Source organism: Mycobacterium sp. MAA66, assembly GCF_041261665.1.
Lineage (GTDB): Bacteria > Actinomycetota > Actinomycetes > Mycobacteriales > Mycobacteriaceae > Mycobacterium.
In genome coordinates this window covers 466944-490749 of record NZ_JBGCCC010000001.1, presented here as the reverse complement: position 1 = coordinate 490749, position 23806 = coordinate 466944, and the positions used below count along the sequence as shown (strand labels likewise).

Here is a 23806-nt window from a genome sequence, read left to right as displayed (position 1 = left end):
TCAATAGCGTGCGAGCTAGAAGAAACCGGCGCCGCGTCGCGCGGCAGGAGCGTGGATCATCCGCGCAGGCACGAGGAGTACACACATATGACAACCACCGAATCCGGCGGAGCACCCAAACCTACTCCTCGGCCCGGGCCATCCCGCCCGGTCCCGCATCCAACGCATCCACCTGCCGCCGCGGTCGCCGCGCCGCCGTCGGTCGACCCGCACCGGTTCGGTCGTGTCGACGATGACGGCACGGTTTGGCTCATCACGGCCGCCGGCGAACGCAACATCGGCTCGTGGCAGGCCGGTGACACCGAGTCCGCCTACGTGCACTTCGGTCGCCGCTATGACGACCTGAACACCGAAGTCGTGCTGCTTGAGCACCGGCTGAGCTCGGGCAGCGGTGATGCCCGCAAGATCAAGTCGGCGGCCGCAACGCTGCTCGAATCGCTGCCCACGGCCGCGGTCCTCGGCGACGTCGACGCCCTGACCGCCCGCCTGAACGCCATCATCGAACATGCCGGGGCAGCTGCCCAGGAAGAACGCGCCAAGCGCGATGAACACCGTGCCGCCCAGACCGCCCGCAAGGAGGCGCTGGCCGCCGAGGCCGAGGAGATCGGCGCCAATTCGACGCAGTGGAAGTCCAGCGGCGACCGGCTGCGCGCGATCTTGGACGAGTGGCGCACCATCAGCGGCCTGGACCGCAAGGTGGACGACGCACTGTGGAAGCGCTATTCGGCCGCCCGTGAGGCGTTCAACCGGCGTCGCGGCTCGCATTTCGCCGAGCTCGACCGGGACCGGGTCGGCGTCAAGCAGGCCAAGGAAACCCTGTGTGAAAAGGCCGAGGCGCTGACCGGGTCGACCGACTGGAGCGCCACCGCGGCCACCTTCCGGGATCTGCTGGCGCAGTGGAAGTCCGCCGGGCGCGCCGCCAAGGATGTCGACGACGCATTGTGGAAGCGGTTCAAAGCGGCGCAGGACACCTTCTTCCTCGCCCGCAATACGGTCAACGCCGAGAAGGACGCCGAGTTCAACGCCAACTCCGATGCCAAGGAGCAGCTGCTGCTCGAGGCCGAGAAAATCGAGGTCACCGACGTCGATGCGGCGCGGGCGGCGTTCCGCGCGATCGGCGACAAGTGGGATGCCATCGGCAAGGCCTCGCGGGATCGCAGCGTCGAGCTGGAGCGCCGGCTGCGGGCGGTGGAGAAGAAGATCCGCGATGCGGCCAGCGCCGGTCAGGTGGATGCCGAGGCAGTGGCCCGCGCCGCGCAGTTCCGCGAACGTGCCGAGCAGTTCGAGAAGCAGGCCGCCAAGGCCGAGGCGGCCGGCAAGACCAAGGATGCCGAGAAGGCTCGGGCCAGCGCGGCGCAGTGGCGCGAATGGGCCGACACCGCCGCCGAGGCGCTGCACAAGAAGTCGTAGAGCCGGCGGAGCTCAACGCGACGCCGAATCAAACTCACACCATTCCCATAATTTTGTTGCGCGGTCAGGCGCGACATGGGGCCAAACGGTCACGCCGTCGCAGATCACGACGGCTCAAGACGGACGGCCGACGGTCGAGCGCCATTTGCCAGAATCGTCGCTGCGCATCAATTACTTAGCCCGCCTCGGCTAGCGGACGAGGTTTCTAATCCGGTGGCCATAGGATGGCCGTCTATCTCAAATTGCCGCTTGTAACGGCTGGCGCCGGCGGAGTTGTTGTGAGCGATATCGATTTTGAAGGACCGCCGTTGACTCAGTCGCCATTCCGTGTCGATTATCCGGGCCACGAATTCATCGGCGGGACCCGAATGCGTGCGGTAAATATTGGTCGGCGCGTGTCGGATCTGCCGATATTCGAGGCCACACGAGAGCGCAAATATCGGGCGCGGTTGGCCGACCACAGCACGAAGCTGCCGATCCTGAGCGCCGAAGACGAAGCCGTGGTCGAGAGCCTGGCGGCGACGTTCGTCGCCACCCGGCAGATTCGGCTGGCCGAGCCTGCCGACAACGCCGCACGTCAAGCAGTCAATTGGCTTCGGGACAACAGCACGTCGCAGCCCGTCACCTACCTTCCGCCGAAGGCCGTGTCAGACGACCCGGCCTTGTTCACCTGGGGCTTGTCCGAACAGAATCTGGACATTGCGGAAAGCTATATCGGACTGCCCGTGCGGTACCTGGGAATGGAAGCCAAGGTCGAACACGCCAGGCCGGTTTCGGAGTTCCATTCGGCGCGCAATTGGCATATCGACATCGAAGATCGCCGCATGCTCAAGGTCATCGTCTACCTGAACGATGTCGACGAACACGTCGGTCCGTTCGAATATATTCCTGCCACGGTCGGCGATACCGCCCAGACGAGAATTCACTGGCGGCCCGGATTCACTTTCCTACGTGATCGGGAATTCGCCGAGATCGTGCCCCGGTCGAATTGGAAGAGCGTGATCGGGCCGGCGGCCACCGCGATATACGTCGATACCAGCCGGCTGCTCCATCGGATCCGCGAACCCCACGCGCACGCGCGGTACTCGGTCACCTACGTCTACACCAGCAATCGGCCACGGCACGCCCTCAGCAGGTTCATGCCGACGCGGCTTGCGCTCCGCTCGTTGATGCCGAGTCTGACCCCGCGCCAACGACTGGCGTTGGCCGGCAAGGCCTGATCAACGTCCGTCGTCCACGAGGATGGCCGTAGGCGATCCGTCCGGTCTAACGGTGATGCGAGCCCGTTCGCCCGCGCTCGGTGCGGTAATCGGCGCCACCGCAATCGCACCGACGACAGCCAGTGCAAGCCCAGTATCGGCCAGGGATCGGCGGGCGCTGCTGCCTCACTCGTCCAGCAAGCCACGCTTTTGCTGCTCGGTGGCCGCCTGTCGGCGCTGCTCCTCGGCGGCCAGCTGCACCGCGGTGCGACTCCACACCACACGCGCCCAGTGAAATGTCAGCACCAGTACCGCGATCCACGCGAGATACAGCCCGAAAGCCGGACCGGGATACGGATGGACGACGGTGTTGCGCGACCAGATGGCCAGCATGCCGATGAAACACGAGACGGCCGAACCTGCCAGCGCGATCCAGGCCAGCCCCCAGCGCCGGGTGGTCAGCGCCAGGATGGAAAAGCCGACGCTGAACACCAGGATCAGCCAGACAAACACCTTCGACGGGATCAGCACCTTGGCCGCGACGGCCACGTGATCGCCGAGCAGCACGTCGAAGCCCCGGACATTGCCGGTGTGTGGCAACACGAAGGACAACAAAATCACGAACACACAGACCGCGACCACCATCGCCCGGGCTCCGGGATCGATCTCGCGGGCGATCCGTCGTTCGGCGGCGTCGATATCACCTTTGAACTGATCGAAATCGGCGTCGTTGGACTTGGACTCGTTCATCGTGAACATCCCTGCTCTACAGGTGTGACGGGGGGCGCACCGATTCCCGGTAGGCCCAGCCCGACTCCGGTGGTGGGTTTGCGGCCTTCGGCGTGCGCGTCGCCGGCCCGGGTCCGGCGATGCTCGGCGATCGGCGCGTCGGCGATCAGGTGGTGGGGGGCGGCCCCGGTCACCGTCGTGGTGACGACGTCGCCCGGGCGGATGTCCAGTGCACCCGGGGCGAAGTGCACCAATCGGCCGTCCCGCGCCCGGCCGGACATTCTCTCGGTGGCGGTATCTTTGCGGCCTTCGCCGGTGGCCACCAACAGCTCGACCTCACGGCCGACCTGCGCGAGGTTCTCCTCCCAGGAGATCCGCTCCTGCAATTCGATCAGACGCATATAGCGCTCGGACACAACCTCTTTGGGCAACTGATCCGGGAGTTCGGCGGCCGGGGTACCGGGTCGTTTGGAGTACTGGAACGTGAAGGCGCTGGAGAAGCGGGCACGCTCCACCACATCGAGCGTGGCCCGGAAATCCTCTTCGGTCTCCCCCGGAAAACCCACGATGATGTCAGTGGTGATCGCCGCGTGCGGGATGGCCGCCCGGACGCGGTCGATGATGCCCAGATATTTCTCGGCCCGGTAGGACCGGCGCATCGCCTTGAGGATGCGATCGGACCCGGACTGCAGCGGCATGTGCAGCGTCGGGCAGATGTTCGGGGTGGCCGCCATCGCCTCGATGACGTCGTCGGTGAACTCGGCAGGGTGTGGCGAGGTGAATCGGACCCGCTCCAGACCTTCGATGTCGCCACAGGCGCGCAGCAGCTTGGCGAAGGCACCGCGATCGCGCGGCGTCTCGGGGTCGATGAACGACACCCCGTAGGCGTTCACGTTCTGGCCCAGCAGGGTGATCTCCAGGACCCCCTGGTCCACCAGGGTCTGAATCTCGGCCAGGATGTCACCCGGCCGGCGGTCCACCTCTTTGCCGCGCAGTGACGGCACGATGCAGAACGTGCAGGTGTTGTTGCAGCCCACGGAGATGGAAACCCAAGCGGCATAAGCAGATTCACGGGTCGCCGGCAACGCCGACGGGAACTGCTCGAGCGCTTCGACGATCTCGACCTGGGCCTCGCGATTGTGCCGGGCACGTTCCAGCAGCGTCGGCAACGAGCCGATGTTGTGAGTACCGAACACCACGTCGACCCACGGCGCCTTCTGCAGCACGGTGGCACGGTCCTTCTGCGCCAGACACCCGCCCACTGCGATCTGCATGTCGGGGTTGGATTGTTTGCGCGGCACGAGGTGGCTGATGTTGCCGTACAACTTGTTGTCGGCGTTCTCCCGAACCGCACAGGTGTTGAACACCACGACATCCGCGTCCTCGCCATCGGCGGCCCGCCGGTAACCGGCGGCGTCCAGTAGGCCGGACAGCCGTTCGGAGTCGTGCACGTTCATCTGGCAGCCGTAGGTGCGGACCTGGTAGGTGCGTGCGGCGGCCTCCACCATCTGCGTCGCCGTTGGAGTCACGGCCCAATGTTACGGGCGCGGGTGGATGACACCCAATTTCACCGAACTCGCCAACGGCCGCGAACTGGTGATTCGCTGGGTAGTGTCTGTGGGCATGGTCACCGGCGAGCCGTCACCTGCCACACCGATGATCTCGATCAAGGGGGTCAACAAACACTTCGGTGCGTTGCACGTCCTGCGGGACATCGACCTGGAGATTCCCCGAGGTCAGGTCGTGGTGCTGCTCGGGCCGTCCGGATCCGGCAAATCGACGTTGTGCCGCACCATCAACCGGCTGGAAGCCACCGATTCGGGGACGATCGCGATCGACGGTGTGCCGCTACCGGCCGAAGGCCGCAAGCTTGCCGAGCTGCGGTCCGAGGTGGGCATGGTGTTCCAGTCATTCAACCTCTTCGCGCACAAGACGATCCTGGAGAACGTCACGCTGGCGCCGATGAAGGTCCGCAAGAAGGACAAGGACCAGGCCCAGACCCGGGCCATGGAGCTGCTGGAGCGGGTCGGCGTGGCGACACAGGCCGACAAGTACCCGGCGCAGTTGTCCGGCGGTCAGCAGCAGCGGGTGGCGATCGCGCGGTCCCTGGCGATGGACCCCAAGGTGATGCTGTTCGACGAGCCGACCAGCGCGCTGGACCCGGAGATGGTCAACGAGGTGCTGACGGTGATGACCTCACTGGCAGAAGGTGGCATGACGATGATGGTGGTGACGCACGAGATGGGCTTTGCCCGCCGGGCGTCGGACCGGGTGGTGTTCATGGCCGACGGGACGATCGTGGAGGACGCCGCGCCCGACGAGTTCTTCGCCAACCCGACGTCGAGCAGGGCCCGGGATTTCCTGGGCAAGATCCTGGACCGCTGACCGTGGAACGGTCCAGTGAGACTCTGACCGGGTCGGCGCTTTGGCGGCGAGTGGCCGCCGTCGCGGTGCTCATCGTGGCACTGGCCTCGCTGTCGGCATGCGGTAGCAGCGGCAAGAAGATCACCATCGGCACCAAATTCGACCAGCCGGGACTGGCCATGAAGAAGCCGGACGGGACGCTGGCCGGGTTCGACATCGACGTCGCCACTTACGTTGCAGGACAACTCGGTTACTCACCGAGCGACATCGAATGGAAAGAGGCGCCATCGGGCCAGCGCGAGAACCTCATCCAGAACGGTCAGGTCGACTACATCGTGGCGACCTACTCGATCACCGACGCCCGCAAGCAGAAGGTGTCTTTCGGCGGCCCGTATCTGGTGACGGGTCAGAGCCTGTTGGTGCGGGCCGACAACACCGAGATCACCGGCGTGGAATCGCTGCAGAACCACAAGAAGTTGTGCTCGGTGTCCGGATCCACGCCCGCGCAACGGATCAAGGACAAATACCCTGGCGTGCAGTTGCAGCAGTACGACACCTACTCGGCATGCCTGGAGGCAGTGAAGACCGGAGCTATCGACGCCCTCTCCACCGACGAGGTGATCCTGGCGGGCTACGCCGCCCAGACGCCGGGGGCCTTCAAGTTGGTGGGCAAGCCGTTCTCGGTGGAGCGCTACGGCATCGGCCTGACCAAGCGCAACAGCGAACTTCGCAAACAGGTCAATGCCGCCATCGCGAAGATGCAGCAGTCCGGCGACTGGAAGGCCGCATTCGATCGCAATCTCGGCCCCGCCGGCCTGCACGCTCCACCACCTCCACTGCTAGACACCACTGCGGGCCCGGGCGTCACCAAGCGGGTCGATTTGATGGGGACCTACGGCGGCAAGATCCTCGCGGCGTTCTGGACCACCATCGAGCTCACGGTGCTGGCGGCCGCAGGCGCGCTGGCGCTGGGCACCGTGCTGGCGGCCATGCGGTTGTCGCCGGTGCCGATACTGACCTGGCTGGGCGCGGCCTACGTCAACGTGGTGCGCAACACCCCATTGACGTTGATCATCCTGTTCTGCTCGTTCGGTATCGGCAATACGCTGCGCATCACCCTGGTGGATTCCGGTTCCCCAACGGCCGTGGTGGACAGTAACTTTCGGCTCGCGGCACTGGGATTGACGGTGTACACCGCGTCGTTCGTGTGCGAGACGCTGCGCTCAGGGATCAACACCGTGCCGGTGGGCCAGGCCGAAGCGGCCCGCTCGCTGGGCCTGACGTTCGGGCAGAACCTGCGGATCATCTTGCTGCCGCAGGCTTTTCGCGCGGTGATCAATCCCATGGGGTCAGTGCTGATCGCCTTGGTGAAGAACACCACGATCGCGTCGGCCATCGGGGTGGCCGAGGCAGCACTGTTGATGAAGGAGATGATCGAGAACACGGCGGCCCTGCTCGCGGTGGGCTCGATCTTCGCCGCCGGATTCGTGGCGCTGACCTTGCCACTGGGGTTGTTGTTCGGTTGGTTGGGTCGGCGATACGCGGTGGTGCGGTGATGAGCGCTCGCGCGAAGAACAGACAGTACCGATGAGCGCTTGCGCGAAGAACAGAAGGCACCGATGACTGTCCTCTACGACTCCCCCGGGCCCCGCGCGCAGCGGCGCAATCGGTTGTTCGCGGTCGTCATCGTCGCGGCGATCGTCGCGATGGGCGGTTGGGTGGTGTGGCAGTTCGCTTCGAAAGGCCAACTGACCGAAGCCAAATGGCAGCCGTTCCTGACCGCGGATCTGTGGACCACCTACGTCCTGCCCGGTGCGATCGGCACCCTGACGGCGGCCGCGGTGTCGATCGTGCTGGCGCTGGCGCTCGGCCTGGCATTGGGTACGGGCCGGCTGTCTGAACACCGCGCCGTGCGCTGGACCTGTTCGGTGGTGGTGGAGTTCTTCCGCGCGGTGCCGGTGCTGATCATGATGTTGTTCGCATACTTCCTCTACGCGTTGTACGACGTCCTGCCCTCCCGGCAGTTGGCGCTGGCGGGTGTGATCACCGGGTTGGCGTTGTACAACGGCGCGGTGATCGCCGAGATCGTGCGCTCCGGTGTGTACGCCCTGCCCCACGGCCAGCGCGAAGCCGCATCTGCCCTGGGGTTGCGGTGGGGGCAGACCATGCGCTCGATCCTGCTGCCCCAGGCCGTCACCTCGATGCTTCCGGTATTGGTGTCCCAGATGGTCGTGGTGCTCAAAGACACCGCAATCGGCTACCAGATCACCTTCGTCGAAATGGTTCGCCAGGGCACGAACATCGGCTCCACCTACGGCAACTACATCCCGGCGCTGATCGTCATCGCCATCCTGATGATCAGCGTGAACGCCACGCTGTCGGCCCTGGCCACCCGGCTGGAAGGGCGGCTGCGGCGATCCCGCCGGGCACCCGAGCCGTTGGCCGTCGACGCCGATTGAACTCGATCGCGCCCGTCCTCGTGTCTGGAGTGTAGGTCTGACGGTGCCGTGCACCCGGCCCGCCGCCGAGCACACCGGGGAGTTGTCATGGAAGCGTCCATTCGTCCCGCTCTGGTTCCCAGCTTGGTGGTCGGCATCGCATTCGCCCTCACACCCCTGACATCACCGGCGGCGCCGCCCCCGCAGGCGCCGCCGGTGGTCCTGACGACGGTCTCCCTACCCAGCTTCATCAACCAGGAACTGACCTTCAACGTCCAGTTCGTCGAGGATTTCGTCACCACGGGCGCGCAGCTGTTCGCACGCGAACTTCCCATCCCGATCACCCTGCTGACCAACATCCGCAACGGAATACCTGTGCTGACCGCCGTCGGCCGGGCCCTACAGGACCTCATCGGCACAGAACTCGTCGCCGGCCGGGACCTTGTCGCGTTCGGGTCCGGCTATGTCAACTTCCAGATCAGATTGGTGTCGACGCTGTTCTCCGCGGCACCCACGCCCAAACCCGGTGTCAGAACAGCCGCGGCGCTATCGACGCACCATCAGCTGCACACCAACCCAATTACGACGGTGCCGTCGGTACACCAGGCAGCGGGCAGCCGGCACCACATTGGCCTGCACAAGCAGGGACCGGGGGCAAGCTTTTCGCATCGGCCGGCTCACCGCTGACCACGCTCGGTTGACACTGTGTAACAATCACCGACCTTAGCCATACACAGTGAAGGGTCCGGCGGGGCGTGTTCGGGCCCAGAATTTTCTTCCAGAGTCAGCGGACGGATCTGTCCGCTCAACAACGGAAGGCGACCGTGACGAACACGATCCAGCACTGGGCCAACAACGACATCTTCGCAGGCACCTCGGGCCAGAGCGCCCGGGTCACCAACCCCGCTACCGGTGAGGTCACCGGTCACGTCGCACTGGCCAGTGTCGAGGATGCGCAAGCGGTCATCAACGCGGCCGCCGCTGCCTTCCCATCGTGGCGGGACACCTCGATCACCAAGCGAGTCCAGACCATGTTCACCTTCCGCGAGCTGCTCAATGCCCGCAAGGAAGAGCTCGCCGCCATCATCACCGCCGAGCACGGCAAGGTGCTCTCCGACGCCGCGGGCGAGGTCGCCCGCGGCCTGGAGGTCGTCGAATTCGCCTGCGGCATACCGCATCTTCTCAAGGGCGGTTACTCCGAGAACGCCTCGACCAATGTCGACGTCTACAACATCCGCCAGGCACTGGGACCGGTCGCCATCATCGCACCGTTCAACTTCCCGGCCATGGTCCCGTTGTGGTTCTTCCCCATCGCCATCGCCGCCGGCAACACGGTGGTGCTCAAGCCGTCCGAGAGGGATCCGTCCTCGTCGCTGTGGATGGCCCGGCTGTGGCAGCAGGCCGGCCTGCCCGACGGTGTGTTCAACGTGCTGCAGGGCGACAAGACCGCGGTCGACGAGCTGCTGACCAACCCGAAGATCAAGGCCGTCTCGTTCGTCGGTTCCACCCCGATCGCGCAGTACGTGTACCAGACCGCCACTGCGTCCGGTAAACGCGTGCAGGCCCTCGGCGGCGCCAAGAACCACGCAGTCATCCTGCCCGACGCCGACCTGGACCTGGCGGCCGACAGCATGGTCAACGCCGGCTTCGGTTCGGCCGGCGAGCGCTGCATGGCCATCTCGGCCTGCGTGGCCGTCGGACCGATCGCCGACGAGTTGGTTGCCAAGATCGCCGAACGTGCCGCCTGCATCAAGACCGGCGACGGCGCCAAGGGCTCCGACATGGGACCGCTGATCACCCAGGTACACCGCGACAAGGTGGCCTCGTACATCGACGCCGGCGAGTCCGCGGGCGCCAAAGTCGTACTCGATGGCCGCAACATCACCGTCGATGGCGCAGCGCACGGGTTCTGGCTGGGCCCGACTCTGCTGGACAACGTCACGCCCGAGATGAGCGTCTACACCGACGAGATCTTCGGCCCGGTGCTCTCGGTCATCCGGGTCGAGACCTATGACGAGGCAATGGAACTGATCGCCAACAACCCCTACGGCAACGGCACCGCGATCTTCACCAACGACGGTGGTGCGGCGCGCCGGTTCCAGAACGAGGTCGAGGTCGGGATGGTCGGGATCAACGTGCCGATCCCGGTGCCTATGGCGTTCTACAGTTTTGGCGGCTGGAAGGCCTCGCTGTTCGGCGACAGCCACGCCTACGGGCCCGAGGGCGTGCAGTTCTTCACCCGCGCCAAGGCCGTCACCCAGCGCTGGGCCGACCCCAGCCACGGCGGCCTGAATCTGGGCTTCCCCGAAAACAACTGACCCTTCGACACACCTCAGACCCGTGCGCGGGGTCCGGCCTGCCCTGACTGGACCTCGTGCACGCCCACGTCACGCCCTAACCAGCAGGAGCTCGAGATGACCCTGACCACCGACCACACCCTGCCCGCCGGTCACTCCATCGATTCGATGCGCGCCGAGGCCGAGCGCGCACACCGCCTCGACCGCGCTCACGTCTTCCACTCATGGTCGGCCCAGGCGGCGCTCAACCCCATGACTGTCACCGCCGCGCGGGGCAGCTACGTCTGGGACGGTGACGGCAACCGGCTGCTGGACTTCTCCTCCCAGCTGGTCAACACCAACATCGGCCATCAGCACCCGAAAGTCGTTGCGGCGATCCAGGATCAGGCCGCCAAGCTGTGCACCATCGCACCGCAGCACGCCAATGCCGCGCGCAGTGAGGCGGCCCGGCTCATCGCCGAGCTGACTCCCGGCGAGTTGAACAAGATCTTCTTCACCAACGGCGGCGCCGATGCCGTCGAGCACGCGGTGCGGATGGCCCGCCTGCACACCGGCAGGCACAAGGTGCTCGCCCGCTACCGCGCTTACCACGGCGGCACCGATCTGGCGATCAACCTGACCGGCGACCCACGGCGCTTCGCCAACGATCGCGGCGCCGCCGGCGTCGTGCACTTCAATGGGCCGTTCCTGTACCGCTCGGTGTTCCATTCGCAGACCGAACAACAGGAATGTGCACGGGCACTGGAAGAGCTGCAGCGAGTGATCGAGCTGGAAGGCGCGTCGACCATCGCCGCGATCATTCTGGAGTCGATTCCGGGCACCGCCGGCATCATGGTGCCACCGCCCGGCTACCTGGCCGGGGTCCGCGAACTGTGCGACCGGTACGGCATCGTGATGATCGCCGACGAGGTGATGGCAGGGTTCGGCCGCACCGGAAAGTGGTTCGCCATCAACCACTTTGACGTGGTTCCGGACCTACTGACCTTCGCCAAAGGGGTGAACTCCGGCTATGTGCCGCTCGGCGGGGTGGCGATCAGCCCGCAGATCTATCAGACGTTTGCCGACCGCCCCTACCCCGGTGGACTGACCTACTCCGGACATCCGCTGGCCTGCGCAGCCGCCGTGGCGACCATTGAGGCGATGCGCGACGAGACCATGGTCGACAACGCGGCCCGGACCGGCGCCGACATCATCGGCCCGACGTTGCGCGAATTCGCCACCCGGCACCGCAGCGTCGGCGAGGTCCGCGGCACCGGAGTGTTCTGGGCCATCGAACTGGTCGCCGACCAAGCCACCCGGGAACCGTTGGCGCCCTACGGCGGTTCCAGCGATGCGATGAACACCATGATCGCCCAGTGCAAGCAGCAGGGCCTGCTGCCGTTCGCCAACTTCAACCGGATTCACGTGGTGCCGCCGTGCAATGTCAGCGCCGACGAGGCACGGGAAGGCCTGGCGATCCTGGACGGTGCGCTCGATGTGGCCGACTCGTATGCCAGCTGACGAATCCAGCATTCCGTAGCTGCCATGCGGCATCGGATTTACATTGTGTAAATGCCGCCGACCATCCGCGACGTCCTTGATCTACCCGTCGTGCAGGCCGCACAACCCGAAGTCCTCGGCGCTGCCGTGCTGGACCACCAGGTGCGGTGGGTCCACGTCTCCGACGTCAGCGAGATCTCGCACCTGCTGCTCGGCGGCGAGCTGATCCTGACCACCGGCGGCCCGCTGGCCGACCGTGCCCGCCGCGCGCAGTACCTACGCGACTTGAACGAAGCCGGAGTGGTCGGGGTCGCCGTCGAACTCGGCGCCCAGCTGGCCGCGGTCCCCGATGACGCGGCCCAACTGGCCGAAGAACTCGGGCTGTGCCTGATCGCCTTTCACCGCGAGATCAAGTTCGTGGAGGTCACCGAGTCGGTCCACCGGATCATCGTCGCCGAGCACTACGACGAGCTGACGTTCGCGCACCACGTTCACGAGGTCTTCACCGACCTCAGCATGCGCCGCGCCCCCTTGACCGAGATCGTCGATGCCGCCGCCCAGATCATCGATGCGCCAGTGGTTTTGGAGGATCTCAACCGGCAGGTCCTGGCGTTCGCGGCGCGCGGGATTCCCACCGCTCGGCTGCTGCACGACTGGGAACGCCGGTCACGCCTGACGCCGATCTCGACCGCGACCGGCATCCACGGCCCCGAGTCCTGGATCACCGCCCAAGTGGGCCCGCACCGGCGCGACTGGGGCCGACTGGTGATGCCGGTGGCGCCACAGTCGGTCAGCCAGGCCCAGCTGGTCGCCGAACGCGCGGCCCAGGCGCTGGCACTGCGCCGAATGATCGATGTCGAGGGCACCAACTTAGAACAGCAGGCACAGAGCGGGCTTGTCGATGAGCTTGTCCAGGAACGGATTTCCGACGAGTCAGTGGCGACAGCCCGCGCATTCGCGCTCGGTCTGCGACCGGCGCGGCACTACCTGCCGCTGACCATCAGATCGGTGGACGCACCCACCTTGGCCGACGACGTATCCGCGCAGCGTCGCCAGTGGCGGCGGCTGGACGCGGTCCGCCACACCATCCGCGCGGCCGGTCAGGCCGCCCTGACCGCCAACCGGCAATCGGGTCGCATTGACATCCTGCTGTCCGAACCCTCCGGCACCGACCCCGAACGCGCGTTGCGCGAGCTGTGTTCGTCCATCAGGGCGGCCCTGGCCCGCACCGACGGCTCCGGCCGCTGCGTCGTCGGAGCCGGTTCACCGGAACGCCAATTGATCGACGCGGCAATCGGATTGCAGGATTCCTCGCACATCGCGGACGTCGCTGCGGCATTGCCCGCTGCCGACAAGCCGTTCTACCGGGCCACCGATGTACGGCTGCGGGGGCTGCTCGCGCTGATCCGATCCGACCCGCGGGTACAGGCCTTCGCCGAAACCGAGCTGCGAGCACTACTCGCGCATCGAGCCCGCCACAAGGACGACATGTTCGATTTCCTGCGGACCTTCCTGGACACAGGCGGAAACAAATCCGAACTGGCCAAACGGCTCCACCTGTCCCGACCCGCGATTTACGCGAAACTGGCTACGCTGCAACGCATTCTCGATGTCGATCTGGACGATGCAGAGTCCCGCACGTCATTGCACACCGCCATACTGATTCTGGAGTCGCCGCGGTCCTGAGCGCCGCCAGTGTCTATACCTTCCGGCGCTGCTTCTCGTTGGCCAGCTCAACACTCACCACGTCGAATGCCATCGACGAGTTGTAGCCGCGACGAGCCAGCATGCCGACCAATCGGCGGGTCACCTTGGTGTCATCGGCGTCGTCGTCGAGCCGCTCACGACGCAGCTTGTCCCGGACCAACTGCTCGGCCCGCTGCCGTTCGGCCCCTGAGTCGATGTCGGCCAGCGCTTGGTTGATGACCTCGTTGTCAACGCCCTTGCGTCGCAACTCGGCCGCCAGCGCCCGTTTTCCCTTACCTGCGTTGACGTGTCGAGATCGGATCCACTGTTCGGCGAAATCCTCATCGTCGATCAACCCGACCTCTGCCAGCCGGTCAAGTACCCGGCCGGCAACATCCTCGGGATAGCCGCGCTTGTCCAGCGCCGCCGCCAACTCGGCCCGGCTGCGCGCCCGCGAGGTGAGCAGGCGAAGGCACACGGCCTTCGCCTGCTCATCCCGTTGCCGACCCTCTGAGTCAGACCCAGTTGCCGGCCCTAGGGCCGGCCCAGCCTCAGAAGTCGACGGGCGCGGGGAGGACGTCATCGCTCTGGTCAGTGACTACGGCGCCGATCCCGAGCTTCTCCTTGATCTTCTTCTCGATCTCGTTGGCGACGTCCATGTTCTGCAGCAGGTAGTTACGGGCGTTCTCCTTGCCCTGGCCCAGTTGCTCACCCTCGTAGGTGAACCACGACCCGGACTTGCGGATGAAGCCATGCTCGACACCCATGTCGATGAGGGAGCCCTCCTTGGAGATGCCCTTGCCGTACAGAATGTCGAACTCGGCCTGCTTGAACGGCGGCGCCATCTTATTCTTGACGACTTTGCAGCGGGTACGGTTACCGACCGCGTCGGTGCCGTCCTTGAGCGTCTCGATGCGCCGAACGTCCAGGCGGATGGACGCGTAGAACTTCAACGCCTTTCCGCCGGTGGTGGTTTCGGGCGAGCCGAACATCACGCCGATCTTCTCGCGGAGCTGGTTGATGAAGATAGCGGTGGTGCCGGAGTTGTTCAGCGCACCGGTCATCTTGCGCAGCGCCTGGCTCATCAGGCGGGCCTGCAGACCGACGTGACTGTCACCCATCTCGCCCTCGATCTCGGCGCGGGGTACCAGCGCGGCCACCGAGTCGATGACCAGGATGTCGATGGCACCGGAACGCACCAGCATGTCGGCGATCTCCAGCGCCTGCTCACCGGTGTCGGGCTGAGACACCAGCAGGGCGTCGGTATCGACACCGAGCTTCTTGGCGTACTCGGGATCCAACGCGTGCTCGGCGTCGATGAACGCCGCGATGCCACCGGCGGCTTGGGCGTTGGCCACCGCGTGCAGGGCCACGGTGGTCTTACCCGAGGATTCCGGGCCGTAGATCTCGACGACCCGGCCACGAGGCAAACCGCCGATGCCGAGCGCCACGTCGAGCGCGATGGAACCGGTAGGGATGACCGAAATCGGTTGGCGGGTCTCTTCTCCGAGCCGCATGACCGAGCCCTTACCGAAATTCTTGTCAATCTGCGCGAGGGCCAGCTCGAGCGCCTTCTCGCGATCCGGGGCCTGTGGTGCCATGGGTGATCTCCGTCCTCGTGGGTGTTCGTTGACCGGGTTTCCGATCGGTTGGCCGTGACGCTAGATGAGGCCACCGACAAGTTCGGCGGTTGAACTGAGGATCAGACTAACGAACGTGTGTTCGAGTGCAAGCAGACACGCCGGTCTGCGTGTCACCACCGATCGCGCGGGACATCGAAGTCCGCGCACAACGCCCGCCATACGTCACGGGGTTCGACACCGGCCTCGATGGCCTGGGCCGGGGTCCGCCCACCCAGAGCAGCCAATACGTGGTCGACCACCAGCGAGGCACCTCGCGCCGCACCGAACTGGCCCTCGACCAGCAGCGAGAATTCGGTCAATCGCACGGCGCCAACCTACCCGCCCCGGGCGGCCAGTGCCGAATGGCACACCCGTACCGGATCAGCCACGTCGGCCACGCTCGAACCCGCCCGCCCGGCAGCCTCGCGGTACCCCGCTGCACCCAGTACCCGGTCCACAGTCGCAGCCAGCGACTCCGGCGTCAGCGGCCGAACCAATTCGGCACTGCCTTGCCGCACAACACGATTGGCGATCTCCCACTGATCGCCCCCGCCGGGCACCAACACCATCGGCACCCCGGCGAGCAGCGTCTTGGACACGATGCCGTGCCCGCTGCCACAGATCATCAGATCGGCCCGCCGCAGCAGTTCGTCCTGTCGGCCGAGCCCCACCGCGGCCCACGCCGGCACCTCGCCATCCGCGCCCCGCAGCCGCGACACCACCACCCGGGCCCCCTCGGGCAGCGTCCGCCCCGGGGTCAACGCCTGCAGCGCCAGATCGTCGAGTCCCTGCATGCCGGTCGTCGCAGTCGACGGCGCCACCACCACCAGCGGGCCGGAGCCGGGCGGGACGTCCAGCACCGCCGCGGTCGGCTCGAAATGCAACGGGCCGACCACCACGGCTTCGGCGGGCCAGTCCGGACGTGGCACCTCCAGCGCCGGCAACGTGGCGATCAGCCGCCGCAACGGACCGGGATCGGTTGGCCGAAGACCGATTTCGCTGCGCGCCGTCGACCGCTGCCGATCACCCTGACGTACCGAACGCGCGGTCAGAGACCGCATCAGCGAGTCACGCAACCGGCCCCGCAATCCAACGCCCGGGGCCAGGCCACTGCCCAGTGGCGGCAGTCCCTTGGACGGCAGATACAGCGGATGCGGCACCAACTCGACCCACGGCAGGCCCAGCAGTTCGGCGGCCATTCCGCCGCACACCGTGATGACGTCCGAAACCACCAGATCCGGGGCGAGGTCGCGCAGCACCGGCACGTTCAGCACCGCCATACGCGCGGCGCGTCGATGGATCTTGGCGCCCGAGTCGCTGTCGTCGTCCCCGGCTTCGGGATCCAGGCCGAGTAGCTCTCGCGCGTCGACACCGGCCGCCCGCGCGGTATCCAGCCACTGCCGTCCGGTCAGCAGCACCGGCTCGTCACCGGCGGCGGAAAACTTGAGGCACAGTGCAATCGCCGGGAAGGCGTGGCCGGGATCAGGACCGGCTACCACTGCGACGCGCATCGGGCCACCCTGCCACACCGCCGCGGCGCGGCCGTCGGGCAGCCGCACTAGGGTGGCACTATGACGCAGAGCACACCCGCGCAGAACGCGCCGACGCAGACCAATGCCGAGATCGTCGAATCATTCCTCTACGCGCTGCAGGCCGTTGACCTGGACACCGCTGATTCGCTGCTCGACGACAACCTGGTGTATCAGAACGTCGGGTTTCCGACCATCCACGGCCGGACCCGCGCCATCAAGCTGTTCCGATCCATGGAGGGACGCGGGGGCTTCGAGGTGAAGTTCCACCGAATCGCCGCCGATGGTTCGGCGGTTCTCACCGAGCGCACCGACGCCATCGTGATCGGCAAGCTGCGCCTGCAGTTCTGGGTGTGCGGCGTGTTCGAGGTGCACGACGGCCGGATCACCCTGTGGCGGGATTACTTCGACATGTTCGACATGCTGAAGGCGACCGCGCGCGGGGTGATCGGGGTCATCATCCCGACCCTGCGGCCCACCATGTAACCAGCAGTAAAATCGGCGACCATGGCCAACACCGCCCGCCCGAAGCCCAACGCCTGGCAGTACCTCAAGTACAGCTACGGCGGCCGGTTACCCGACACCATGCGCGACTGGGTGACCGAGGATCTCACCGGCAAGGGCGCGACGATGCGAGTCGTCATCCGGATGTTCATTCCGGCATTCATGATCTTGATACCGATCTGGTATCTGCCCGAGCTGCTTGACATCCACGGCGGTTCGGATCTGGTCATCCGGCTCAGCGCTACCGTTCCCATCTTGATTCCGGTGGTCTACTTCTCCCACGCGCTGAACAAGATCTGGCGCCGTCACGTGCTGGTCAAACATGGCATCGACCCGAAAGTCCTCACCGAGGCGGAGCGGCAGAAGAACGCCCACATCCATGCGGCCTATGAGGAACGGTTCGGCAGGCGGGATTCGGACGATAGCGGCAGTTCCACCACCATCTGAACGGTCAGATCTGGCGCAACCGGCCCAGCTCGTCGAAGGCCTGGGCCCAACCGGCCAGCCGATCGGTGGCCGAAACCAGTTCGTGCCGGTAACGCTGGGCGGCCATCGGCGCCTGCGACAGTGAGCCGCTGTTTGCCGCCGACACCAATTGGGCTGCCGCGGTGACGATGTCGTTGTATTGCCGGACGCCGACGTCCAGTTGGGTCCGGTAGGCCCCGATGGTCGGCGTCAGATGAGCCCGCGACTGCGGTGCCGAACTGGCCGCCCGTTCCATCGCCACCACTTCGTTCGCGGTGGCGGCCAATGCGCGGGCGGTGTGATTGGCCGCGGCGGTCACCTCGGCCAGCTCGTCGGCGGGCAGCATCTGCCCGCGCCCGATCACCCCGAGCAGTGCGAACAATCCACGTTCGGCCGACGACAGCGTCGTCATCGGTCCGTACGCCGCCGATCCACGGGGCGGCAGCCACCGCACCGAACGTTCCGGCGGTAGCGGCTCACCGCGCAGCCAGCGGTAGCGCAAGAAGAACAGCGTGGCCGGGAATGCCGACACGCCGGCGATGATTCCGGTGATCAACAGCGCCCACCACGGGGTGCTCCACACCGCCAGCAGCGCGGTCACCCCGATCCACAACAGCGTGCCACCCGCGAACAGCAATCCGAACCGCAGCGCCCACCGCCGCTTGCGCAGCAGTTTGGCGCGCGGGTCGGACACCGCTCCCAGCTTCCGCGCCAGCACATCGGACAATTCGGCGGCGGTGTCGACGCCGCGCTGCAGCAAGCGCTGCCATCCCCGGTCCTTCCGGGGGTAGGCAGCCGTCGGGGTGTTCATCGTGACTACTGCGACAGCGGGTTCTCCGGCGCGGCCGGATTGGCTGCCGGTGCGGCCGGGTTGACCGCTGGGGTCGCCGCGCCGCCGCCGGTGGGCAGTGCGTCACCGCGCATGGATGCCCTGATCTGCTCGAGGCGAGAGTGCCCGGCCATCTCGACGCTGGCCTGCTGCACCTCCATCATGCGGCCCTGCACGGAGTTCTGGGCCAGCTCGGCCGCACCCATGGCGTTGGCGTAGCGACGCTCGATCTTGTCGCGGACCTCGTCGAGGCTCGGGGTGGTGCCGGGCGCGGCGATCTCGCTCATCGACTGCAGCGACTTGCTGACCTGTTCCTGCATCTTGGCCTGCTCCAGCTGAGACAGCAGCTTGGTGCGTTCGGCGATCTTCTGCTGCAGCACCATCGAGTTCTGCTCGACCGCTTTCTTGGCCTGGCCGGCAGCCTGCAACGACTGGTCGTGCAGCGTCTTGAGGTCCTCGACGCTCTGCTCGGCGGTGACGAGCTGAGCCGCGAACGCTTCTGCTGCGTTGTTGTATTCGGTGGCCTTGGCCGCATCGCCGGCGGCGGTGGCCTGGTCGGACAGCGTCAGCGCCTGGCGGACATTGGCCTGCAGCTTCTCGATGTCGGCCAGCTGCCGGTTCAGCCGCATCTCCAGCTGGCGTTGATTGCCGATAACGGAAGCGGCCTGCTGGGTCAGCGCCTGGTGCTGACGCTGCGCCTCTTCGATGGCCTGCTGAATCTGCACCTTGGGGTCGGCGTACTCGTCCACTTTGGAGCTGAACAGCGCCATGACGTACTTCCACGCCTTGACGAACGGATTGGCCATGAGTTTGTTCTCCGCCTTCATGTCGATCGATGCCGGCCCAAGCCGAGCAGGGACGTCAGTGTGTCTGCGACCAACTTATCGGTAAAGACACAGCTCGCCACCGCACACGGGAGATTTCAGAGGTCAGAGCCGATTTCAGGCCACGGCCATCGCCAGCACCTGCGGAATGACGACCTTGGTGCTGGCGTCGATGTTCGCCGTCGACGCAGCCAATTCGGCGCGCTGCAGCTCGACGGCAGCGTCGGCCAGGACGGTCGACAGCGGGATGTCCAGCGCACCGCAGATGGCGCCCAGCAGTTCACTGGACGGCTCCTTGCGCCCACGCTCCACCTCGGACAGATAGCCCAAGCTCACCCGGGCACCATCGGAGACCTCGCGGAGCGTGCGGCCCTGTCCGGTACGGGCCCGACGCAGCACGTCACCGATGACTTCGCGCAGCAGTGTTGCCATGGCGCTCTCCCCTTCACTGTCCGCATGCACAAGCTTCACCCGCACAACGCACAGCCGTTCCCTGCGGTTCCCGGATATCGCGGTCAATCTCCGAGGCGGTCAGCGGCGGCGCAGGGCCGAGACCGCGTAATCGATGCCGGTGGCCACGGTAAGCACCACGGCGACCCCCATCACCACTTGCGCAGAGGTATGCCACAGCCCGGACAACGGAAGAATGAACAGGCCGATCGCGACGGCCTGAACGAAAGTCTTGAGCTTGCCGCCCCGACTGGCCGGAATGACGCCGCGTTTGATCACGGCGAACCGCAACAACGTCACCGCCACCTCGCGGGTCAGTACCAGCCCGGTGACCCACCACGGCAGATCGTGCAGTATCGACAACCCGATCAACGCCGCGCCGATCAGCGCCTTGTCGGCGATCGGGTCGGCGAGTTTCCCGAACTCGGTGACCATGTCGTAGCTGCGGGCGATCTCACCGTCGAACCGGTCGGTGATGACGGCGGTCGCGAAGACAGCGAAAGCAATGATCCGCCAACGTGTTTCGTGACCGTCTCCGGCGAACAAGGCGACCAGGAACACCGGCACCAAGGCGATTCGCAGGCCTGTCAGGAGGTTGGCGACGTTCGCCACCCCGGCACGCGAGGCGCGCGGGTCGGTATCTGACTGGCCGGGCACCGCATCAGGATATCCGGTCACCGGCTGGGCGATACGCAGCCGATACCCTCGCATCTGTGAGCGCCACGCCAAAACCCGAAACCGCAGGGCTAGTGGTTCGCCGCGCCCGCACCTCCGATGTGCCGGCAATCAAGGGACTGATCGACATCTACGCGGGAAAGATCCTGCTGGAGAAGAACCTCGTGACGCTGTACGAGGCGGTGCAGGAGTTCTGGATCGCTGAGCTGGACGACGAGATCGTGGGCTGCGGGGCCCTGCACGTGTTGTGGGCCGATCTGGGAGAGGTCCGCACGGTCGCGGCGCATCCGAAGGTGCGCGGCATGGGTGTCGGACACGCGGTGGTGACCCGGCTGCTCGAGGTCGCCCGCGAACTGCAGTTGCAGCGGGTCTTCGTGTTGACCTTCGAGATCGAGTTCTTCAGCCGCCACGGATTCGAGGAAATCGAGGGCACACCGGTGGACGCCGACGTGTACGAGGAGATGTGCCGTTCGTACGACACCGGTGTAGCGGAGTTCCTGGACCTGTCCTACGTCAAGCCCAACACCCTGGGCAACACCCGGATGCTGGCCACTTTGCGTTGAGACTCAAGCACTTACGCGATGCACCCCATACCGGGCACGCTCCCTCCCCAGAGCATGCCCGGCAGGGCGGGTCCTAGAACCCGGGACCGTCGTCTCCTGTCGAACCGCCCGCGTCCGAGCCGCCCTGGATCAGCATCAGCGTGCCGGCCAACTCGTCGGGCTTGACCAACACCTCGCGAGCCTTGGACCCCTCGGACGGCCCGACGATGCCGCGGGTTTCCATCAGGTCCATCAGCCGACCGGCCTTGGCGAATCCGACCCGCAGCTTGCGCTGCAGCATCGAGGTCGAGCCGAACTGCGAAGACACCACCAGCTCGACCGCCTGCAGCAAGACGTCCATGTCGTCGCCGATGTCGCTGTCGATCTCGCGCTTCTCCACGGTCTTGACCGTGACGCCCTCGATGAACTCGGGCTGGGCCTGCGCCTTGGTGAACGCGACGATCGCCTGGATTTCTTCATCGCTGACGAAGGCGCCCTGCACACGGATCGGCTTGGGTGCCTCCGACGGCTGGAACAGCCCGTCGCCCTTACCTGTCAGCTTCTCCGCACCGATCTGGTCGAGGATGACGCGCGAGTTGGTCGCGTTGGTCACACCGAACGCCATCCGGGCCGGCACGTTGGCCTTGATCAGACCGGTGACGACCGACACCACCGGCTGCTGGGTGGCGATCACCAGGTGGATACCGGCAGCGCGGGCCAGCTGGGTGATGCGCACGATGGCGTCCTCAACGTCCCGCGGCGCGGTCATCATCAAGTCGGCGAGCTCGTCGATGACGCACAAGATGTACGGATACGGCTTGTACACCCGCTCGCTGCCCGGCGGGGTGGTGATCTCACCCGAGCGCACCTTGGAGTTGAAGTCGTCGATCTTGCGCACGCCGCTGGCGCTCATGTCCTGGTAGCGCTGGTCCATCTCCTCGACCAGCCAGGCCAGCGCCGCCGCGGCCTTCTTCACATCGGTGATGACCGGCGTGATCAGGTGCGGAATCCCTTGGTACGGTGGGAATTCCACCTTCTTCGGGTCGACGAGGATCATCCGGACCTCATCGGGCGTGGCACGCTGCAGGATCGACACCAGCATCGAGTTGATGAAGCTCGACTTACCCGAGCCGGTCTGACCGGCGACCAACAGGTGCGGCATCTTGGCCAGGTTGTAGCTGACGAAGTGGCCTTCGACGTCCTTGCCGATGCCGAACACCATCGGGTGGTGGTCCTTGCGGGTGGACGGCGCACCGAGCACGTCCTTGAGCCGGACCATCTCGCGATCGCTGTTGGGCACCTCGATGCCGACCGCGGATTTACCCGGGATCGGGGCCAGCAGGCGGATGTTCTCATTGGCCACGGCATAGGCCAGGTTGCGCTGCAACTGGGTGAAGCGTTCGACGCGCACACCCGGTCCGAGCTCGATCTCGTAGCGGGTGACGGTCGGGCCGCGCTGGAAGCCGGTGACGGTGGCGTCGATCTTGAATTGCTCCAGCACCTCGGTGATGGACGCCACGATGCGGTCGTTGTCGCGCCCGACCCGCTGTGGTGGGTCGCCTTCGGCGAGCAGGTCCAGCGGCGGCAGGTTGTAGTCGCCGTCGGTGACGCGGTCCAGCGTCAGGCCTTCGTCCTTGGCCGTGTCCTTGGCTTTCGGTGCCGGTGCCACGTTGGCGGCGGCGGTCTTCTTGCGACGCGGGGCCCGGACGGCGGGCTCGGGCGCGGTCGGTGCCTCATCGGCCGGCGGCTCGACCGGGTAGTTGTCCATCGGCGTGCGGCTAAGCGGCCGGGTGATGGCCGTGGTCTTCTGGTCGGAGCCGGGCCAGGCCTCGGCCGACACGCCGAGTGCCGGGTCGTCGTAGTAGCCGTCGGAGAAATCATCACCGAAGTCGTCGTACCCGGCCTCGGCCTGACCGTACTCGTCGTCGTCCTCGTACTCGTCGTACTCGGGCAGGTGCGCAGAGAAGATGTGCCGCAGCGTGGTCGGCACTTCCCGGATGGTGGTGCCGGTGATCAGCAGAAGACCGAACAGCACGCCCATCACCAGCAGCGGCGCGGCAAGCCAGACGGTGACGCCGTCAGCCAGCGGGCCGCCGATGGTGTAGCCGACGAAGCCGGCCGCGCCCCGTCGGGCGTCGGGCTCGACCGGAGCGCCGGTCCACAGGTGCCACAGACCGAGCACCGGCAGGACGATCATGGCCGCGCCCAGGATCATTCGTGGTCGAGCGTCGGGATCGGGTTGGGTGCGCATCAGCGTCACCGCCGCGGCGGTGAGCAGCACCGGCAGCAGCATGACGGCAGAGCCGATGAGGGTGCGGATCGCGACGTCGACCCAGGCGCCGACCGGACGCGCGGCCTCGAACCACGAGCTGGCGGCGATCAGGACCGCGCAGCCCAGCAGGGCCAGGGCGATACCGTCGCGACGGTGACCGGGCTCCAGGTCACGCGCGCGGCCGACGCTACGTGCAGTGCTTCCGGCGCCCCTGGCGAGCATCAGCCAACCGGCTCGCGCACCCCGGCCAACCGCTGCTCCGGCGGTGGCCACCGGCGACGGTCCCGGTGCGGGCTTACGCGCCGCCGGTTTGCGGGCAGCGGGCTTGCGGGCCGGGCTCTTCGGCGCCGCGGGACGCGCCGGACGGCCTGAGCTGCGCGCACCAGTGTTTGAGCTGGTTGAACGCGTGCGTGACCCGGCTGCGGTCTTACTCGGCATGATTGAAGCCTAGTCGCACTGGACCCATATGCACCATCTGCCACACCAGCCACA

Annotated in this window: 23 protein-coding genes and 1 pseudogene; 13 read left to right on the top strand and 11 right to left on the bottom strand. The window is 66.2% G+C overall.

The features are described from left to right. The first annotated feature begins 87 nt into the window (after positions 1-87). Positions 88-1410 (top strand): DUF349 domain-containing protein, encoded by a 1323-nt coding sequence (locus ABIA30_RS02405; RefSeq protein WP_370061736.1) that lies wholly within the window; start codon positions 88-90, stop codon positions 1408-1410. A gap of 308 nt (positions 1411-1718) precedes the next feature. Next, positions 1719-2630 carry a hypothetical protein gene (locus tag ABIA30_RS02400; RefSeq protein ID WP_370061734.1) on the top strand — a complete coding sequence of 304 codons (912 nt, stop codon included), beginning with the start codon at positions 1719-1721 and terminating at the stop codon, positions 2628-2630. Between the two features lie 165 nt (positions 2631-2795). On the opposite strand, the gene ABIA30_RS02395 is transcribed toward ABIA30_RS02400, so the two are convergent. Beyond that, entirely contained in the window at positions 2796-3368 is a 573-nt protein-coding gene (locus ABIA30_RS02395; protein WP_370061732.1) for a hypothetical protein, read from the bottom strand. Continuing rightward, positions 3356-4846 (bottom strand): tRNA (N6-isopentenyl adenosine(37)-C2)-methylthiotransferase MiaB, encoded by a 1491-nt coding sequence (gene miaB / locus ABIA30_RS02390; protein ID WP_370063246.1) that lies wholly within the window; start codon positions 4844-4846, stop codon positions 3356-3358. Before miaB ends, ABIA30_RS02395 begins: the two co-directional genes overlap by 13 nt. 148 nt (positions 4847-4994) lie before the next feature. Between miaB and ABIA30_RS02385 the strand changes: the two genes are divergently transcribed. The 8 genes and pseudogenes from ABIA30_RS02385 to ABIA30_RS02350 all read left to right on the top strand — a co-directional run bounded on the left by ABIA30_RS02385 (position 4995) and on the right by ABIA30_RS02350 (position 13602). Continuing rightward, positions 4995-5723 (top strand): amino acid ABC transporter ATP-binding protein, encoded by a 729-nt coding sequence (locus ABIA30_RS02385; protein ID WP_370063244.1) that lies wholly within the window; start codon positions 4995-4997, stop codon positions 5721-5723. A gap of 23 nt (positions 5724-5746) precedes the next feature. After that, positions 5747-6550: pseudogene (locus tag ABIA30_RS02380) on the top strand (glutamate ABC transporter substrate-binding protein); the annotation flags it as partial. Positions 6551-6586: 36 nt separating this feature from the next. Next, a complete protein-coding gene (locus tag ABIA30_RS02375; RefSeq protein WP_370063242.1) occupies positions 6587-7258 on the top strand; it encodes an amino acid ABC transporter permease in 672 nt (223 codons plus the stop codon). A 63-nt stretch (positions 7259-7321) separates the two neighbouring features. Next, positions 7322-8161 (top strand): amino acid ABC transporter permease, encoded by an 840-nt coding sequence (locus ABIA30_RS02370; RefSeq protein WP_370063240.1) that lies wholly within the window; start codon positions 7322-7324, stop codon positions 8159-8161. 87 nt (positions 8162-8248) lie between these two features. Continuing rightward, complete coding sequence (locus ABIA30_RS02365) at positions 8249-8827, top strand: hypothetical protein (protein ID WP_370061730.1); 579 nt, start codon at positions 8249-8251, stop codon at positions 8825-8827. A gap of 137 nt (positions 8828-8964) precedes the next feature. Continuing rightward, positions 8965-10458, top strand: a complete 1494-nt coding sequence (locus ABIA30_RS02360) for a CoA-acylating methylmalonate-semialdehyde dehydrogenase (protein ID WP_370061728.1) — start codon at positions 8965-8967, stop codon at positions 10456-10458. Between the two features lie 96 nt (positions 10459-10554). After that, entirely contained in the window at positions 10555-11937 is a 1383-nt protein-coding gene (locus tag ABIA30_RS02355; RefSeq protein WP_370061726.1) for an aspartate aminotransferase family protein, read from the top strand. A 51-nt stretch (positions 11938-11988) separates the two neighbouring features. Further along, positions 11989-13602 (top strand): PucR family transcriptional regulator, encoded by a 1614-nt coding sequence (locus tag ABIA30_RS02350; RefSeq protein ID WP_370061724.1) that lies wholly within the window; start codon positions 11989-11991, stop codon positions 13600-13602. Between the two features lie 13 nt (positions 13603-13615). On the opposite strand, the gene recX is transcribed toward ABIA30_RS02350, so the two are convergent. From recX to ABIA30_RS02330, 4 genes are all read right to left on the bottom strand, one after another. Continuing rightward, entirely contained in the window at positions 13616-14185 is a 570-nt protein-coding gene (gene recX / locus ABIA30_RS02345; protein ID WP_370061722.1) for a recombination regulator RecX, read from the bottom strand. Further along, the gene (gene recA / locus ABIA30_RS02340) at positions 14154-15203 is read right to left on the bottom strand and encodes a recombinase RecA (protein WP_370061720.1); all 1050 of its coding nucleotides are present in this window, start codon (positions 15201-15203) and stop codon (positions 14154-14156) included. The genes recX and recA overlap by 32 nt, the downstream gene beginning before the upstream one ends. A 152-nt stretch (positions 15204-15355) precedes the next feature. After that, the gene (locus ABIA30_RS02335) at positions 15356-15550 is read right to left on the bottom strand and encodes a DUF3046 domain-containing protein (protein WP_370061718.1); all 195 of its coding nucleotides are present in this window, start codon (positions 15548-15550) and stop codon (positions 15356-15358) included. Between the two features lie 9 nt (positions 15551-15559). Further along, positions 15560-16735: a glycosyltransferase gene (locus tag ABIA30_RS02330; protein WP_370063238.1), complete on the bottom strand. Its 1176-nt coding sequence runs from the start codon at positions 16733-16735 to the stop codon at positions 15560-15562. 60 nt (positions 16736-16795) lie between these two features. On the opposite strand from ABIA30_RS02330, the gene ABIA30_RS02325 reads away from it, so the two are divergent. Further along, positions 16796-17239: a limonene-1,2-epoxide hydrolase family protein gene (locus tag ABIA30_RS02325; protein ID WP_370061716.1), complete on the top strand. Its 444-nt coding sequence runs from the start codon at positions 16796-16798 to the stop codon at positions 17237-17239. Positions 17240-17260: 21 nt separating this feature from the next. Continuing rightward, on the top strand, positions 17261-17704 hold the full coding sequence (locus tag ABIA30_RS02320) for a DUF5313 domain-containing protein (protein ID WP_370061714.1): 444 nt from the start codon (positions 17261-17263) through the stop codon (positions 17702-17704). Positions 17705-17708: 4 nt separating this feature from the next. Here the strand turns inward: ABIA30_RS02320 and ABIA30_RS02315 are convergent, their stop codons facing one another. From ABIA30_RS02315 to pgsA, 4 genes are all read right to left on the bottom strand, one after another. Continuing rightward, a complete protein-coding gene (locus tag ABIA30_RS02315) occupies positions 17709-18533 on the bottom strand; it encodes a hypothetical protein (protein WP_370061712.1) in 825 nt (274 codons plus the stop codon). A 5-nt stretch (positions 18534-18538) separates the two neighbouring features. Next, positions 18539-19357 carry a phage shock protein PspA gene (gene pspA, locus ABIA30_RS02310; RefSeq protein ID WP_370061710.1) on the bottom strand — a complete coding sequence of 273 codons (819 nt, stop codon included), beginning with the start codon at positions 19355-19357 and terminating at the stop codon, positions 18539-18541. A 135-nt stretch (positions 19358-19492) separates the two neighbouring features. Further along, positions 19493-19807 (bottom strand): transcriptional regulator ClgR, encoded by a 315-nt coding sequence (gene clgR, locus ABIA30_RS02305; protein ID WP_370061708.1) that lies wholly within the window; start codon positions 19805-19807, stop codon positions 19493-19495. Positions 19808-19906: 99 nt separating this feature from the next. Continuing rightward, positions 19907-20536, bottom strand: coding sequence for a CDP-diacylglycerol--glycerol-3-phosphate 3-phosphatidyltransferase (gene pgsA / locus ABIA30_RS02300; protein ID WP_370061706.1), 630 nt, complete (start codon positions 20534-20536; stop codon positions 19907-19909). Positions 20537-20538: 2 nt separating this feature from the next. Between pgsA and ABIA30_RS02295 the strand changes: the two genes are divergently transcribed. Further along, positions 20539-21063 carry an amino-acid N-acetyltransferase gene (locus ABIA30_RS02295; protein ID WP_370061704.1) on the top strand — a complete coding sequence of 175 codons (525 nt, stop codon included), beginning with the start codon at positions 20539-20541 and terminating at the stop codon, positions 21061-21063. Positions 21064-21136: 73 nt separating this feature from the next. Here the strand turns inward: ABIA30_RS02295 and ABIA30_RS02290 are convergent, their stop codons facing one another. Further along, positions 21137-23752, bottom strand: a complete 2616-nt coding sequence (locus ABIA30_RS02290) for a DNA translocase FtsK 4TM domain-containing protein (protein ID WP_370061702.1) — start codon at positions 23750-23752, stop codon at positions 21137-21139. Positions 23753-23806 lie beyond the last annotated feature (54 nt).

Coding starts and splice junctions, on each gene's coding strand:
- ABIA30_RS02385 (WP_370063244.1), top strand. CDS start 4,995: ATGATCTCGATCAAGGGGGTCAACAAACACTTCGGTGCGTTGCACGTC.
- miaB (WP_370063246.1), bottom strand. CDS start 4,846: ATGGTGGAGGCCGCCGCACGCACCTACCAGGTCCGCACCTACGGCTGC.
- ABIA30_RS02355 (WP_370061726.1), top strand. CDS start 10,555: ATGACCCTGACCACCGACCACACCCTGCCCGCCGGTCACTCCATCGAT.
- recX (WP_370061722.1), bottom strand. CDS start 14,185: ATGACGTCCTCCCCGCGCCCGTCGACTTCTGAGGCTGGGCCGGCCCTA.
- ABIA30_RS02325 (WP_370061716.1), top strand. CDS start 16,796: ATGACGCAGAGCACACCCGCGCAGAACGCGCCGACGCAGACCAATGCC.
- ABIA30_RS02365 (WP_370061730.1), top strand. CDS start 8,249: ATGGAAGCGTCCATTCGTCCCGCTCTGGTTCCCAGCTTGGTGGTCGGC.
- clgR (WP_370061708.1), bottom strand. CDS start 19,807: ATGGCAACACTGCTGCGCGAAGTCATCGGTGACGTGCTGCGTCGGGCC.
- ABIA30_RS02330 (WP_370063238.1), bottom strand. CDS start 16,735: ATGCGCGTCGCAGTGGTAGCCGGTCCTGATCCCGGCCACGCCTTCCCG.
- ABIA30_RS02350 (WP_370061724.1), top strand. CDS start 11,989: ATGCCGCCGACCATCCGCGACGTCCTTGATCTACCCGTCGTGCAGGCC.
- ABIA30_RS02395 (WP_370061732.1), bottom strand. CDS start 3,368: ATGTTCACGATGAACGAGTCCAAGTCCAACGACGCCGATTTCGATCAG.
- ABIA30_RS02405 (WP_370061736.1), top strand. CDS start 88: ATGACAACCACCGAATCCGGCGGAGCACCCAAACCTACTCCTCGGCCC.
- ABIA30_RS02375 (WP_370063242.1), top strand. CDS start 6,587: ATGGGGACCTACGGCGGCAAGATCCTCGCGGCGTTCTGGACCACCATC.
- ABIA30_RS02315 (WP_370061712.1), bottom strand. CDS start 18,533: ATGAACACCCCGACGGCTGCCTACCCCCGGAAGGACCGGGGATGGCAG.
- pspA (WP_370061710.1), bottom strand. CDS start 19,357: ATGGCCAATCCGTTCGTCAAGGCGTGGAAGTACGTCATGGCGCTGTTC.
- ABIA30_RS02370 (WP_370063240.1), top strand. CDS start 7,322: ATGACTGTCCTCTACGACTCCCCCGGGCCCCGCGCGCAGCGGCGCAAT.
- ABIA30_RS02290 (WP_370061702.1), bottom strand. CDS start 23,752: ATGCCGAGTAAGACCGCAGCCGGGTCACGCACGCGTTCAACCAGCTCA.
- recA (WP_370061720.1), bottom strand. CDS start 15,203: ATGGCACCACAGGCCCCGGATCGCGAGAAGGCGCTCGAGCTGGCCCTC.
- pgsA (WP_370061706.1), bottom strand. CDS start 20,536: ATGCGAGGGTATCGGCTGCGTATCGCCCAGCCGGTGACCGGATATCCT.
- ABIA30_RS02320 (WP_370061714.1), top strand. CDS start 17,261: ATGGCCAACACCGCCCGCCCGAAGCCCAACGCCTGGCAGTACCTCAAG.